This window comes from Paenibacillus sp. J31R120, from assembly GCF_056269225.1.
The window spans coordinates 462,157-477,736 of record NZ_JBWDNN010000004.1 but is presented as its reverse complement, the minus strand read 5'-3'; the positions used below and the strand labels follow the sequence as shown (position 1 = coordinate 477,736).

General features: G+C 56.3%; 11 protein-coding genes. All 11 read right to left on the bottom strand.

The window, feature by feature from the left end; all coding sequences use genetic code 11:
• Nucleotides 1-5 precede the first annotated feature (5 nt).
• A complete protein-coding gene (locus AC0YNW_RS17640; protein WP_475833042.1) occupies nt 6-539 on the bottom strand; it encodes a MarR family winged helix-turn-helix transcriptional regulator in 534 nt (177 codons plus the stop codon).
• Between the two features lie 431 nt (nt 540-970).
• Entirely contained in the window at nt 971-2,542 is a 1,572-nt protein-coding gene (gcvPB, locus tag AC0YNW_RS17635) for an aminomethyl-transferring glycine dehydrogenase subunit GcvPB (protein ID WP_475833041.1), read from the bottom strand.
• 16 nt (nt 2,543-2,558) lie between these two features.
• On the bottom strand, nt 2,559-3,956 hold the full coding sequence (gene gcvPA, locus AC0YNW_RS17630) for an aminomethyl-transferring glycine dehydrogenase subunit GcvPA (RefSeq protein WP_475833040.1): 1,398 nt from the start codon (nt 3,954-3,956) through the stop codon (nt 2,559-2,561).
• 148 nt (nt 3,957-4,104) lie between these two features.
• Nucleotides 4,105-4,878 (bottom strand): SDR family NAD(P)-dependent oxidoreductase, encoded by a 774-nt coding sequence (locus AC0YNW_RS17625; protein ID WP_475833173.1) that lies wholly within the window; start codon nt 4,876-4,878, stop codon nt 4,105-4,107.
• A 17-nt stretch (nt 4,879-4,895) separates the two neighbouring features.
• On the bottom strand, nt 4,896-8,033 hold the full coding sequence (locus tag AC0YNW_RS17620; RefSeq protein ID WP_475833039.1) for a glycoside hydrolase family 2 TIM barrel-domain containing protein: 3,138 nt from the start codon (nt 8,031-8,033) through the stop codon (nt 4,896-4,898).
• Complete coding sequence (locus tag AC0YNW_RS17615) at nt 8,030-9,364, bottom strand: MFS transporter (RefSeq protein WP_475833038.1); 1,335 nt, start codon at nt 9,362-9,364, stop codon at nt 8,030-8,032. The genes AC0YNW_RS17620 and AC0YNW_RS17615 overlap by 4 nt, the downstream gene beginning before the upstream one ends.
• A gap of 24 nt (nt 9,365-9,388) precedes the next feature.
• Complete coding sequence (locus AC0YNW_RS17610) at nt 9,389-10,201, bottom strand: carbohydrate ABC transporter permease (protein ID WP_387471335.1); 813 nt, start codon at nt 10,199-10,201, stop codon at nt 9,389-9,391.
• Nucleotides 10,202-10,211: 10 nt separating this feature from the next.
• The gene (locus tag AC0YNW_RS17605; protein ID WP_387471333.1) at nt 10,212-11,174 is read right to left on the bottom strand and encodes a carbohydrate ABC transporter permease; all 963 of its coding nucleotides are present in this window, start codon (nt 11,172-11,174) and stop codon (nt 10,212-10,214) included.
• A 31-nt stretch (nt 11,175-11,205) separates the two neighbouring features.
• Entirely contained in the window at nt 11,206-12,507 is a 1,302-nt protein-coding gene (locus AC0YNW_RS17600; RefSeq protein WP_475833037.1) for an ABC transporter substrate-binding protein, read from the bottom strand.
• Between the two features lie 155 nt (nt 12,508-12,662).
• Nucleotides 12,663-13,820, bottom strand: coding sequence for a response regulator transcription factor (locus AC0YNW_RS17595; protein ID WP_475833036.1), 1,158 nt, complete (start codon nt 13,818-13,820; stop codon nt 12,663-12,665).
• Entirely contained in the window at nt 13,813-15,540 is a 1,728-nt protein-coding gene (locus tag AC0YNW_RS17590) for a sensor histidine kinase (RefSeq protein ID WP_475833035.1), read from the bottom strand. The genes AC0YNW_RS17595 and AC0YNW_RS17590 overlap by 8 nt, the downstream gene beginning before the upstream one ends.
• Nucleotides 15,541-15,580 lie beyond the last annotated feature (40 nt).

The window sequence follows — 15,580 nt, the reverse complement described above, 5'->3', positions numbered from 1 at the left end:
CAAATTTAGTAGGATATAAATCGATTCGTCCGGTTCGTTAATTCCGCGCCCTTAGTCTTCTGGGCAGCCTGCTTCTCTTCCGCATAAGCCATCACGGTATCCGAGAATCGTTCCACATTGTGGCTCAATCTTTTGAAAATCCCGATTTGCGTATCCAGTTCCTCGGACGTAAAGCCCTCGAACAATACCGAGATCATATAAGCTCCCGCATCCCGGTTGCGCTTCAACAGCTCCCGCCCTTGCTCGGTAATCCGCAGAATAACGGTACGGCGGTCTTCCTCGCTTCGCACCCGGGCGGCGAACCCGCCATCCTCCAGCTTGTCGCATAACGCAGTGACCGCTCCCGACGTAAAGTCCAGCTGATCCGCCAGCTCCCCGAGACGCTGCTCTCCCTGCTGATGAATTAAATTCAGAATGAGCAAGCCCGGCAGCGAAATGCCTTCAATCGTAATTTTGTCGCGCTCCTTCACGAAACGTCTGACCAGCTTGCGGAACAGCCAATCCGCTTCCTCAAGCAACTCCCAATTCCTGTTGTCCATATATCCCCCTTCATCCACACGCCGGATGAGAAAACCTCTATCGAGGCTTTTCCAAATAGAATTTTTATATCCGATCCCCCGGAAAACTTATAAATTCTATTGTGGTAACAAAAAAACTCCTGGCTTCCTCTAGCAAGTAGAGAAAAGCAGGAGCCTTTGGCGGTCCAATCGGCGACTGATTGATTTAATTTTAAGATAATGAACATTCATCAAATGATTAATCATTAAATGAGTGTTCGTTGATTTGCGTTGGATTCAGACTAAACCAATTATTCACACCTGTCAAGTAGGAATAATAAAATTTGATAAATAAAGAAGCCTCCACCACCTCGTTCAAGGATGCGGAAGCTTCTCGTTTTTCAAGTATTTCGAAATTTAATAGCGGGATTAGCTGCAAGTTACATCCACTTCATATGCTTGCCTCCAACCAGCTACTTCCCGGAAGCGGCAAGGCCCGTCTTGCGCAAATATACTCTCCAGCTAGTGCACCACAGAGCCGGATCGTCGAGGGACGATTCGTCAATGCGATGCACGGTGCTGGCATGCGGCGCGTCCTTGACGATTTGCGGCTCGTTGTAAGCCTCGTAAGAGATATGCTCCAATGCGGCAATATACTCGTCCAGGTCGTCCTTGGAGTACGATTCCGTCGGCTCCAGCGTGAATGGCTGCGGCACGATATACGGATGATGGCTGGTCCAGTAGTGAAGGCCGAAATCGCACATTCTGCGTTGTACGTCTTCTGTCGTAACACCTGTTTCTTGCGCAAGCTGCTCCCAGCTATAGCGCACCTGCTCCAGACGCATGCCTTCCACATACGGAGCGCTAGCCCCGCGGATTTTCGTAATATGGTGATACAAATAATTGTTGTTCAATACGGCGATCTGGGCCACATTGAGCAGCCCGTCTGCTCCAAGGCTGCGAATCCAGGCGTACGAGCGCAGCACGGTCTGGGCGACGCCGTGGAAGGAGCGCACCTTACCAATGCTATACTCCTGATCCCACTTAAAGGTGTAGCGGCCGTTCTCTTCCTCGACATAAGGCCCTGGCAGGAATGGCTTCAGCTTCTCCACGACGCCGAGCGCGCCAGTCGCTGGACCGCCGCACATATGCGGCGCGGCAAACGTCTTGTGCAGGTTGAAGAAGCACATATCGAAGCCCGCTTCCTTCGCTCTCGCAATGCCGAGCAGGCCGTTGGCGTTCGCCTGATCGTAGAAGCACAGCCCGCCCGCTTCATGCACCAGATCGGTAAATTCGCGGATGCGCGGATTAAAGATGCCCGTATCCTCCGGGTTCGCCACGACAAAGCCCGCCGTCCGCTCCGAGATGACCCCCTTCAGCTTCTCGATATCCGGGAAGCCGTTCTCATCCGGGTACAAAGTAATAATCTTATAGCCCTTGACCGCAGCCGTTGCCGCTTGCGATGGATGAGAGAAGATCGTCGTAATGATCTCATCGCGCTGATCGCCTTCGCCGTTCGCCTCATGATAGGCCCGGACGATCGACGCCATGGCGAACAGCGCCTGCGTGCCGCTGCTCGGCTGGAAGCTGAATGCATCCATGCCTGAAATCTCGCGCATCGCCAGATCCATGCGGTGATAGATTTCCAGCATGCCCTGCACGGTGCTCTCATCCTGCAGCGGATGCAGATCGGCTACCTTGTCGCTGCGAATCAGAAACTCGTTAACACGCGGAATATATTTCATCGTGCAAGTGCCTTGCCCAATCTCGACATTGAGATCGGAGCCGAGCGTCTCCTGCGATAATCTCAAATAATGGCGCAATACCTTCGCTTGACCGATTTCCGGCAGCTTGGGCGCCTCGCTTCTGCGCATGGACGCCGGAATTAGCGATACGCCGTCGCCAACCGCTTCCTTGATTTCGGCTTCCGCCTCAGGCATCCAGACGCCGCGCTCGCCGGGCTGATGCAATTCAAATATAACCGGCTCATCCCATTTGGCCTGATGAAAGGCTCTTACCTTCTGCTCTCTCTTGATCGGTTTCATATGATCGCTCCTCCCCTTACGCTTTGTCCGTCAGACGCTTCAGCGCCGCAGCCAATCGGTCGATATCTTCCTGGAAAATAACCTCCGTCACACAATAAAGCGCACATTGCCCAAGCTCCGGAAAGTCCTCCGACAGATCCTTGCCGCCGAAGATGCCTTCCGCCAGCAAGCCTTCATTCAACTCGCGCACCGTCTTACCCGTCCCGTTGAAATCCACGACAAACTCCTTGAAAAACGCGCCTTCAAACCGTACCTGGACACCCGGAATTTGACTCAGCTTTCGCGCCGCATACTGCGATTTCTGCATAATCGTTGTACCCAGCTCCTGCATGCCATGCGGTCCCATAATGGCGAGATAGACACCTGCTATAATGCCCCACAGCGCGGTCTGCGTGCCGACCGATTCCTTGCCCTTCTCCCGCTTGGCAAAGGAAGTCCGCTCATACGCCACGTCGCCGAAGCCGTATTCGCCCTCCACGCTGGTCGGCGCAATGCCGAACAGACGGGACGGATATTCCATCACATAACGCTCCTCATCTCGCGTGGCGATAAAGCCGGCTTGGCCTCCTCCGTAATTCATCCGAATGCCGAGCGGCTGCAAGTCGCCGCAGACGATGTCCGCTCCGTAAGCACTCGGCGGCGCAAGCACGCCAAGCGAGCTTGGATCGACGCCGACGACAAACTCCGCTCCATGCGCATGCGCCAGATCGGCGATCTGCCCGCCGTTCGCTTCAATCATGCCGAGATAGCCCGGATTCTCGATATAGACGGCGGCAACATCGTCGCCAAGCTTGCTCTTCAAGTCCGCCAGATCAAGCGCGCCCGTTGCCGTATCGAACTTGACCGTCTCCACTTGGATGACCGGGGTGCAATAGTTGATAATGATTTTGAGCTTGTCAGGCGAGACGGAGCCCGCTATCAGCACGCGTCCTCTTCCCGTCATCCGGGCAGCCATGCGCAGAGCGGTGGATGCCGCCTGCGCCCAGTCGAACGTCGGCACATTGACGACGTCCATATCGATCAGCTCTGCCATTAAGCTTTGATACTCAAACAATGCTTGAAAACGTCCATGATCTTCGTACGGCTCGCCCGCATACGCCGTAACGAACTCGGAGCGCTGGCTGATCTCGTCGCATACCGCCGGAATAAAATGCTGCCAGCAGCCCGCCCCCAGAAAGCTTACCGCTTCCTTCGCGCTTGTGTTGCGAGCAATCAGGCGCTCTACATGGCGCTGTAGCTCATATTCCGTCAGCGCCGGAGGCATATTCATCGCCTTCGGCATCCTCAGATGGGCGGGGACGCCTTGGTACAGCTCTTCTATATCGTTAATGCCAATGGAGCGAAGCATCGCTTTGCGCACCTCGGGCACTGTATTCGGAATATAAGGATGGACCGTTCTGTTAGGGGAAGTCATGCCATTCGCCTCCTGATTCTGATGAAAATGTTGCAACGCTTCTTTAAAGTGCGTGTTCAAAAAGTCCGTTTTCAGCACATGAGCTTATGCTTCCGATGATGCGTTTTTTCAAAACGCTGCAGAAGATGGGATGAAGCTGAACAAGCTCTTAAGCCAGCCCGCCTCCGTCTACGACCAGCACAGAACCTGTCACCCACTGCGACATATCGCTTGCCAGGAACAGCACCGCATTCGCGATGTCCTGCGGCGTGCCTAACCGAGCCAGCGGACGATCCGCCGAGGAGACGAGGAACGACTTCTCCTCCAGCTGGAGCTGCCGCGCTTCATCCCGCAGCAGCGGCGTGTCGGTGTCGCCGGGGCATACGCAGTTGACCCGGATGTTGTCCCTGCCGTGGTCAATCGCCATTGCTTTCGTCAGATTGACCATGCCCGCTTTGGCCGCGCAATAAGCGGCCGCCTTGTCGCCGCCCTTAAGCCCCCAGCCGGAGCCGGTGTTGATAATGCTGCCGCCCCCATTCTCCGCCATGAACGGAATGATGAATTTGGAGAGCAGGAAAGCCCCTTTCAGGGTAACGTCAAGAACGAGATCCCATTCCGCTTCTTCGGTCTCGACAACGGTTTTGCGGCGGATAACGCCTGCATTGTTGAACAATATATCCGCTCTGCCGAACCGCTCGCGAATGCCCTTTACCGCCGCCTCACATTGCTCCGCCGACGTCACGTCGCAGCGGAAGCTTTCCGCTTCTCCGCCGCCTTCGCGAATGCCCTCTGCGGCAAGCTGCGCTTGCTCCCCGTTCACATCGAGAATGGCGACCTTGGCTCCATAACGGGATAGCGTCTGCGCCGCTGCCAGGCCAATGCCCGATGCGCCTCCGGTTACAACAGCTACCTTCCCCTGCACATTCAGCAATTGTTCGATCATGTCCGCTCCCCCCATTGTCATGACTCTCGCTCTCCTCTCGTTGTTAATTCCGCGCCCAGTGCAACAGGCGATATTTCCTCCGCATGGTACGGCTTCAGCTTCACCGCGAATTGGAACGGCTCCGGCTTCGCCTGATACGGCGGAAGCTGTGCCGGACCGCAGCTGTTGCTGCCAAGACCGGATTGCTTCCAGTCCAGATGCCAGATGATATAATCCCGCTCCTTCAGCTCGGAGCGATGCTTGGCAATATCAAGATCCTCGGTCGTGTAACGATGTGCGCTGAAATTCAGCTCCGGCGCGCCCGCCGCCATCAGCCCGATTCCTCTGTCGTCATGCAGCGTCACCCAGCGAACATCGGTCCGGTTGCCGTTCTCCTGCGGATACACGTACGGGAATTCCAGCTCCTCCACACCGCTGCGGTAGATGCCCACGGGGTTCGCGCGCTTGCTGTCCGCATAGTTCTCGCCCGGTCCGCGCCCGTACCATACAGCATGGCGCAGCGTCTGCGGCACCTCCAACTCCCAGCCGATGCGCGGCAGCATTTCCGGCGGCTTGCCTTCCGGCAGGCCCGATACATCCAGCGTAACCAGTCCATCCGGCGCAATCCGGTAGACGACCTCGCAGCGGAAGCCCCAATCATAGACCGGAGGCGCGATGCGCAGCGAGAAACAGATCAGCCATTCGTCGCCATCCGCTTCGGCATGCCATCCATCTACACGCGTCTGCATCCGGTCCATATGCGCTTTGTGCCATTCCTTCACAACATACATATCGTTGTCGATCACAGCGCGCCAGAAGCTCATGCTTGGCCCTTTATGCAGCAGCGTGCTGCCTTCGAATGTCCACTCCGTCAGTTGCGCCTTGTGCAGATCGAACGCAAGTGTGAATCGATCCCCGGCAATGACAGCGCGGTTCCCCTCTTGCTCATAACGCAATGCGCCGTTCATCTCTCGCTGTGGCTCGGCTCCCGCGACGCCTTCAGCTTCAGCAACTGCCGCAAGCGGCAGCGTCCATTGGTCGAAGGCCAGCTCATGGCCCCGCGGCGCCCAGCGCTGATCCGACGCAAGTGTCACGTTGACGCGCAGCCAAGCGTCACCGCTGCCTGCATCCAGTTCTCCGCGCTCATATGGCAAGTTGACAATGCCCTTTTCCCCTGCCGGAATCGGCGGCAGACGAAGCTCTCCGCTTTGAACAGCCTCGCCATTCTGCACAACCGACCAGGACAGCGACAGATGGTCCAGCTTCAGAAAATCATAACGGCTCAGCAGCTCCAGCTTGCCGTCTGCGGCATCCAGAATCTGCATCGTAACCGGCTCAATCGTTTTCTTATATTCCAGCAGCCCCGGTGATGGGGTGCGGTCCGGCAAGATGAGGCCGTCAATGACGAAGTTGCTGTTGTTCGGCTCGTCGCCATAATCGCCGCCGTAAGCATAATCCGTTTTGCCGCCCTCGCTTTTCAGCAGCAGACCATGATCGATCCACTCCCATACGAATGCGCCTTGCAGCCGCTTGCTGCCGCGGAACGCTTCCTCGTATTCCAGCAGCCCGCCCGGGCCGTTGCCCATCGCATGAGCGTATTCGCACAAGATATGCGGCTTGCCCAAATCGTTCTTTTCGCCAAAGCCGATCATCTTCTCCACCGAGGAATACATCGTGCTGTAGACGTCGCATACCTCCGCCTCGCGGTCTCCTTCATAGTGGATGAGCCGCGTCGGATCAGCAGTCTTGCACCATGCGCTCATTGCACGCTGATTGCAGCCAAAGCCGGATTCATTGCCGAGCGACCACATGATGATCGAAGGGTGGTTTTTATCCCGCTGCACCATACGCGCGACGCGGTCAACATAAGCGGCTTCCCATGCGGGATCATCGCTCAGCATATGCGGCTTGCCGATCAGCTCTACGCCATGGCATTCCAGATCGGCTTCGTCCATGACATACAATCCGTACTCGTCGCACAGGTCATAGAAGCGCGGATCATTCGGATAATGCGCTGTACGAACGGCATTGATGTTATGCCGCTTCATCATGAGCACATCCTGCTTCATGACCTCGTACGGGACATAACGGCCCAGCTCAGGATGATGGTCGTGGCGATTCACACCCTTAAGGCGCACAGCCACTCCGTTCACCTTTATCAGCCCTTCGCTCACTTCCACCTGACGGAAGCCGACGCGCGCCGGAATAACCTCGACTGTCTCACCGTCCAGCGTTTGCAGCGTCATAAGCAGCAAATACAAATGCGGCTCCTCTGCCGTCCATTTCCGTGGATTGGCAATCGTCATCTTCTCTTGCAGCGCGGCCTTGCCGCCTGCGTCGACGCGAACCTTATCACTCGTCCACGATGCGATCTCCCTGCCGCTGCCCCACTCGGACAGCGCATAGTGAACCCGATAGTCGGCTGCAATCCCGCTGCCTTTGCCCGCAAGCTCGCTGTCAATCGACAGCAAGGCGTCATCACCCCCGCCTGCAAACTCGGTACGAACCGCAAAGTCGCGAATATGCGTCTGCGGACGGGCGATGAGCGATACGTCTCGGAAGATACCGCTCAGCCACCACATGTCCTGATCCTCGATATAGCTGCCATCAGACCATTGGTAGACTTTCACAGCAAGGCTGTTTCTCCCTTCCCGCACGTAGTCGGTAATATCGAACTCCGATGGCAGGCGGCTGCCTTGGCTGTAGCCTACAGGCTTGCCATTGACCCAGACATGATACGCGCTGTCGACACCTTCGAACCGAAGCGTAACGCGGCGCGACAGCCAGCCGCCTGGCAGACGGAACTCCTTGCGGTAGCAGCCCGTTGGATTGTCGCTTGGCACTCGCGGCGGATCGATCGGGAACGGATAATACAAATCGGTATAATGCGGCTTGCCGTAGCCTTGCAGCTGCCAATGTCCCGGCACGGCAATGCCGGCCCAAACGCTGTCATCGTAATGCTCTTCATGGAAGTTCTCCGGCGCCAGCTCCGGCGCTTCGGCATATTGGAACTTCCAGGTTCCGTTCAATAGGCGAAACCAAGGCGACCTGCCCCGGTCATAAGATCGTGCGCTCGCCTTGTCGGGATAGGCGATAAAGTAGGAACGGCCTTCCTCACGGTTCCGCTCCAATACGTCGAGCCGCTGCCAATCCGGCAGCCCAGTAGATGTTGTCATGCTGTATGTCCTCCTGTCTCTTTATGTTGCAATAAGGGCTGTACAAACTTGTAGTAATAACCGTAGCCGAGCAGTAGCATGACGCCAGTCACGGCAAAGGGCAGTTCTATTCGACCGCCGGACAGCAGCAGCCCCGCCGTATAGGTGGCTCCCGCCGAACCCACGCTGCGGAAAACGGAGCGCATGCCCGCGTAGATGTTGCGGTCACGCTCATGGAGCACCGACATCGACTGGCTGTCGATCATATTGCTCAGCATGGTGAATCCGCCGCCCCTCATCAGCAGGAGCATAGCGAACATGGCCACCGGCAGTTGCATGCTTAGCACGAATGCTAGCAGCGCATTGCCCAGATAGACCCAGCGGAACGCCTTCGCAATGCCGAAGCGCTCCAGCACCCACGGCGTCAGCAGCGAAGCTATGAACAGCAATATGCCATTGGCCGTAAGCAGCAGCGAGATCGCGCTGTCCTCCCAGCCCGTCCGGTGCTTCACCATCACGTTCAGGAACCCGCTAATCATCGCAAAGCTGATGCCGCTAATGAACGTATAGCAGGCTAGCGTCCATACCGTCCGGCTCGGCTTGCGCCATACGAACGTCTTCGGTCCGCGCCCGCTCTCTTGGGAGGTTGCTGCCGCTGCGGCAGACTGGCGGCTTCCCGCAGCCTGCGCCGGATGCTCTCCTTCTGAAGCCGATGACGCCATTCGCCCGCCCCGGCGCTCCGGAGGGAGCCATAGCGCCCTCAGCAGCCCAAGCACCGCGAGTGTGCCCGAAGCGCAATAGAGCACCGCCCGATACCCGGCCGCAGCTCCTTCCGGGTCCGTGCTGCTAGAAAGCCAGCCCGGTATCATGCCGCCAAGCAGCGTCCCTGCTCCAACGAACATGGTGAACACTGCAAACATCAAGCTGAACGACCGGGTCTCTTCCTTCCGCGACCGGGTGTAGGAGAACAGCAGCTGCACCTCCGTCGTCTCGATACAGCACAGTCCGGTCGATATCAATAATTGAGCCGCATAAAACCGAATCTCTCCACACCCGGAAGCGAATAAGGCAACTCCGCCTGCCACGGCGAACACGCCGGATACCAGCAGCGGCTTGCGCCCGACCTTGCCCGCCAGCAGGCTCACGGGAATCGCGAGCCCGCCCATCACGAGAATGCCCGTCGAGACGATGCCGCCAACCTTCGCTTCGGTTAATCCCATCGCTAGCAAATAGTAATTCAGCACGAGCGTGTACAGGCCGATGCCGATGCCGTACAACGCCTCGCTGGTCAGAAACCGGCGCGCGCCTTCGCTCATTTGCAGCGTATCTCTAAAGTAGCTGTTGCCTGCCATGATGTGTCAGAACCCTTCTTGGGCTCACCCTTTAATGCCCGTTCCCGCAACGCCTTCGACGATATGCTTCTGCGCCATAAAGAAGATAGCGAGCGGCGGGATGCAGATGAGCGTCGTTACGGCCATAATGCCTTCCATGTCGACGCCGTACATGCCGCGGAATTGCGCCAGTCCAAGCGTCAATGTATATTTGCTTTGATCGTTCAGGAAGATCAGCGGTCCAAGGTAATCGTTCCAGCTGTTCAGCATATGGAATACTCCTACCAGTACCAGCGCCGGCGTCATAAGCGGCGTAATAATACGGAGGAAGATTTGCACAGGATTGGCCCCGTCGATTCGAGCCGCTTCCTCCAGCTCCACCGGGAGCGTCATAATGAACTGCCGCAGCAGGAAGATGAAGAATGGAGCGCCGAAGAACGAAGGCACAATGAGCGGCTTCAGCGTATTGATCCAGCCCAGATAGTTAAACTCCATATAGAGCGGGATCATCGTCACTTCCCACGGAATCATCATCGTCGCCAGGAGCAGGATGAACAACGCGTCGCGTCCCTTGAACTTGTATCTCGCAAAGCCGTAAGCGACAAGCGCAGAGGACAGCAGTTGTCCGATCAGCGACAGGCCCGTGACGATCAGCGAGTTTTGGAGAAACAGACTAAAGGGCTGGGACGTCCACGCCTTGGCAAAATTGTTGAAATGAAGCTCCGACGGGAGCCATTTCGGCGGGAATAGATACAGCTCCGTTGGCGCCTTCAGCGATGTCGTCAGCAGCCAGAAGAAAGGAGCCAGGAACAAGGCGGACAGGAGCGCCAGCAGCGTATAAATGATGACTTTTTTCATGCGCGTCCCCTCATTTCGCTTTCTTTTTGTTGCCGTTCTGCTTCATCTCGCCCTCGTAGTACACCCACATGCTGGAGGACTTGAATACGATCATCGTCAGCGCCAGCACAATCAGGAACATGAACCAGGCGTTAGCGGAGGCATAACCCATCTTGGAATATTTGAAGGCGTTCTCGTACATGTACATGGCGTAAAAGTAAGTGGACCGCATCGGTCCGCCGCCTGTCAGCACAAGCGCCAGCGTCAGCTGCTGGAACGCCGCAATAATCGTCGTAATCAGATTGAACAGCACCGTCGGGCTGAGCATCGGCAGCGTAATGCTGAAGAACTGTCTGCCGCGTCCCGCTCCGTCTATGGAAGATGCCTCATAGAGCTCCTTCGGAATGTTTTTGAGTCCGGCAAGGAAAATCAGCATCATCGTCCCTTGCCCCCACAGGCTGGCGATGACGATGGCCACCGGCGCCCATGTCGTATCGTTGAGCCAGTCCGGTCCCGTAATGCCGAGCAGCGACAGGAAGTAGTTCAGAATGCCGTATTCGCCGCTGTATACCCATGCCCAGATCATCGCCAGCGCTACTCCCGAGATGACGGAAGGGAGATAGAAGATCGTGCGGAATATCGCTTTGCCTTTGACATTCTGGTTGAGCAGCATCGCAAGCCCCAGCGCAATGATGATATTCAGCGGCACGAATAGCGCAGCAAACTTGAGCGTGACGCCCAGCGATGTCCAGAACATCGGATCTTCCGTGAACATTTCCGAATAATTGCGAAAGCCTATAAACTCCACCTGACCGACAACCGGCCAGTCAAAAAAGCTGATAACAAGCGAAAAGAGGAGCGGCCCCAGCGTGAAGGCGAACAGACCAATGATCCATGGGAGAATAAAGAGGTAGGGTGTTGCCCTACCCCATTTGATCTTGCTTCGCCGTTTCGCCGCTTGCGGGGGGATGATCGCTGTCTCGTGTGTGCTCATGTTAATTCCCCTTTCCCCGGCGCTTTCTATGTTATTTCAAAAACTTCTCCGACTCCTTCACAGCCTGGTCCAGCATCTCCTGCGGATTGTTGCCGAGCATGATCGCTTCCACCGCAACCGACAGATTCCGGTTGATCTGACTCCAGTTCGGATGCAGCAGGAACGCTGGCGCATTCGAGGAGCGCTCCAGCATCGTATAGAACGGTTTGTACAGCGCGTCTTCCTTGAAGCCCTTATCTTCTACAATGCTGATGCGGATCGGCAGGTCGGCCGTTCTCATCTTGATCGCTTCCGCGGAGACGTAGAACTTCACGAACTCCCATGCCGCTTCCTTATGCTTGGAATCCTTGGCGATGGAGACGGCGGATTGCGCCAGCACGCCCTTCACATCTTTGCCCGGGAAGGTTGGCGGCTCGACCGTACCGACGTCGATGCCCGCTTCCTTGAAGCCTTCCAGCGGCCAGATGCCGCTTTCCCACATGGCGATTTTGCCGGCTTTGAAAATATCGTCGCCACTCTGCTGGTTTTTGCCGCCGACGAGCACGCCATAGCCTTCCTTCACTGCTTGGCCGAGCACGCCGATTGCTTCCGCTGTTTCTTTGCTGTTCATGTAGCCCGAGATGGCGGTTCCATCGTCACTGATCAAGCTGCTGCCGTTGCTCCAGACGAAGCCTTGCAGATCGTAGGTGTCGTTGTCGGCGCGCACGCCGATGCCGTATTGCTTCTTGCTCTTGTCCGTCAGCTTCTGTGCGATTGCTTTCATGTCGTCCCATGTCCAACCATCCTGCGGATACGGGATGCCCGCATCGTCGAACAGCTTCTTGTTATAATAAAAGACCCTTGTCGTAAAGCCCGCCGGCAAGCCGTACAGATTGCCTTCTACTTTGTTGTAGGCGAACAGGCCCGGATAGAAATCGTCGATTTGCAGCGTTTCATCCTTCTCGACAAAGCCGTCCAGCGGCTCCAGCGACTTATAGTACGTCGGGAAGTCCCACATGTACATCACATCCGGAGGGTTGCTTGCGCCGAAGCCCGCAGCCAGCTTCTGGTCGAAGCCGTCGCCGTAAGGCTCCACCTGCACCTTGATGCCGGGATGCGCCGCTTCGAACTTCTTGGCGATCTCCTGCTGAATCTTCAGCGCTTCTCCGGTATCCCAGGTTGCGAAGCGAATCGTAGCGTTGCCTCCATTGTCTTTCCCTTCATTTTGCGAGTTGGTGTTGCCCTTGTTCTGATCCTTGCTTCCCTCCGAATTACCGCCTCCTCCGCTGCAAGCGGATAGGGCCAGCACGATGACCATCATGATTGCGGTCAGGAGCATTGCGGACTTCCTCATTTCGAATTCCCCCTATGTGGTGTAGGATCGTTACCGGTCCAAAATAATTGAACCGCTTTCATTGTAGCTCGAATGAAAGCGGTTCAAAAACGTTCACGCGTCCGCTCTTAGGCATCCGTTTGTTCGATAACGGGCGAGCTTCGCGAATTTGTATGTTAGGATTCTCCTTTTTGTTGGCCTCGATACTGGCTCGGGGTCATGCCGCTTGAGCGCTTGAACCATTTGCTGAAGTATTTGCCGTCGATGAGGCCAATATGCTCTGCAATATCCTGCTGCGTCAGCGTTGTATGGGCCAGCATGTCGCGGGCGGCGCGCAGTCGCATTCGGTGGATGAAATCAACGAAGTTCTCTCCCGACACCTTCTTAAACAACGTGCTGAAATGGCTGCGGCTAAGCCCTACGCGATCTGCTACATTGCTGACAGACCAAGGATAGCGGAGATCCTTCGCCACGATGGCGACCGCCTTCTGCAGCGCCTCAGGCCATGACTCCGCATGGATGCCGTAGCTTCGGTCGCGCTCAGCCTTTGCATGCAACGAACGGACGGTACGCAACCAGCCTTCCATCCCGAGCTGCGCGCCTTCCTTGTACCAGCGGAAGGACGGGTCCTTGCCCAGCCGCTCCATCAACAGCGCATCCAGTTCCTCCTTCAGCTCAGGGGCAAACACGATATAGCAGCGATTATGACCGCATAACATCGTGGCGGCTCCTTGCTTCTCTGCAAGCGCTGCCGCAAGCTCGCTCAGCCCTTCCTCCTGCTGCAGCAGATAAATCTCATGCGCGCCCTCCATCCAGCTCCATTCAGCAGCCCAGCGCTGCCGGAGCCGCTCCATAAATTCTGTTTCATTATGCGCCCCGTATACCCAGGCGCAGAACATATCGTCCAGACGGCCGGTGGCTTTCTCCACTCGCGGTTCGGCCGCCAAAGCGGACAATTCGTCGCGGAAACCTCCGAGCAGCCGCTCCATCTCCTCATCCTCAAAGGCGGTCTTAAGCAAATAGCCCGCCACGCCCAGCTTGATGCCCTGCTGCGCATATTCAAAATCGCGGTGGCAGCTGAGCAGCAATATTTTCGTATGGGGAGCCAGCTCCTTGATTTTGCGCGTCAGCTCGATGCCGTCCATCTCCGGCATGACGATATCCGTGATGACGACCTCCGGACGATGCTCCAGAAAGCTCTCCCACGCCTTGCGGCCGTTCGGCACATCCGCGACGACTTCCATGCGGAATTCGCTCCAGTTCACCGTAGCACGCAGTCCTTTGCGGACAATGCTCTCATCATCGGCGATCAATACCTTAATGGGTTCATTCATCCGAAGCCGACTCCTTTCTGGGCCATACGATCACAATAGTTGTGCCTTGCTCCGGCGTTGATTCGATGGATAGTCCGTATTGCGGGCCAAAATGAAGCCTGAACTTCTGATCGACATTGGCGACGCCAAGCCCGCCTCTCGTCGTCCGCTTGCTGCCCGGATTAAGCAGCGCACGCGCTCGCTCCTCCGTCATGCCGCGTCCGTCGTCCTGGAGCGTCAATCGAAGCAGCTCTTGCTCCTCTTGCAGCTTCAGCTTGATCGAGCCTTCGCCGTCCTCGAAGCCATGGAAAAAGATATTTTCGAACAGCGGCTGCAAGCTCATACGCGGGATGAGCGCCTCTGCCGCCCCTTGATCGACATTCGCCTCATAGCTGAACATATCGCCATAGCGAATGCGCTGGATATGGAGGAAGTGATCGATCATCGCCAGCTCTCTATCCACCGTAACAAGCTCCTGCGTAATGTCCAGATTGCCCTCCAGCACCATCGTCAAATGATAGAGCATCTTGCGAATTTCCTCATTGCCTTGGAGCCGTGCCTTCCACTGGATCGAATTAAGCGTATTGAACAGCAGATGGGGGTTGATCTGGTAATGAATCGCCCTCAGCTCCGCCTCTTTCTTCTGCTGCTCCGTACGGGTCACCTCATCCAGCAGTGTCTGGATTTGGCCGACCATATTGTTGAAGCTGCGCCCCAGCACGCCGAGCTCGTCATCCGAATCCACCTCGATCCGGGTTTGAAGTTTGCCCGCTCCCGCCTTGTTCATGGAATCCTTCACCCGCTTAATGCGCGAAGTGAATCTCGACGCAAGCAAAAAGGCCAATATCAACGCAAGCAGAACAGACAGCGCAAGTCCGACTGCCGTATAGGAGCGAATGACATTCGACGATTGATAGAACGTCTCGTATGGCAGGCGCGCCTCCACCGTCCAATCGTTCTCTGCAAGCGGCTGCGACCAGATCACATCGTCAGGCTGCGGCTCCCTGTCCCCTAGCGAATCATAGATGACTTTCCCCGCGCCGTTACGAATAGTAAGGGAAGCGTCCATGTCGCGTTCGAAGCGCTTCAGCTGATCGTAGATATCGTCAGCTTCCATCTCAATCAGAATGCTGCTTTCCTTCAGAGGCCCTTCCTGGTTGCGAATCGGTACGACCAGCCCCATCACCTTGCGCGAGGCATCGCGATAATCGGCGCGGTAATGATGCGTCTCGTACAGGCCTGTCCAGTATTGTCCCCGGAATTCGGGGCTGATGCCGGTCCACCAGCTTTCCTGCCGCAATACATCCGGTATCAGCGTGTTTTCACCATAGAAATAACCGGACTTGGTGACGATGAATACGCCGGCATGCATTTCGGTTTTAAGCGCTTTCAAAAAGTCTTCCAGATTGTTTTTCTCCTGAATTTGCGAATAGGACTTCGGCACTTCTTCCGTAAGGACGCTTTTGGTCGGGTCCAGCAGATAAGAGTGAATATATTCGGCCGTCAGCCTCATCTGGCGAAGCTGGGCATCAATTTGATATTGAAGCTGGGATACCGCATTCTCCCCGTATTTGCCGAACTGCACATGCAGCAAATCCGAGGAGGTGCGGTACGATAAAAAGCCCAGCGACAGCAGCGGTATTATGGCGACTACCAGAAAAAAAGTGAGCAGCTTGAAGCGTATGCTCTTGCGCGGAAGCTGCAATCCTCTCCGAATCCAGCCTTGCGGCGTTCTGTCCACGCTAGTCGCCTCCTCCGGGCATCATGCTTGTGTATCAGAA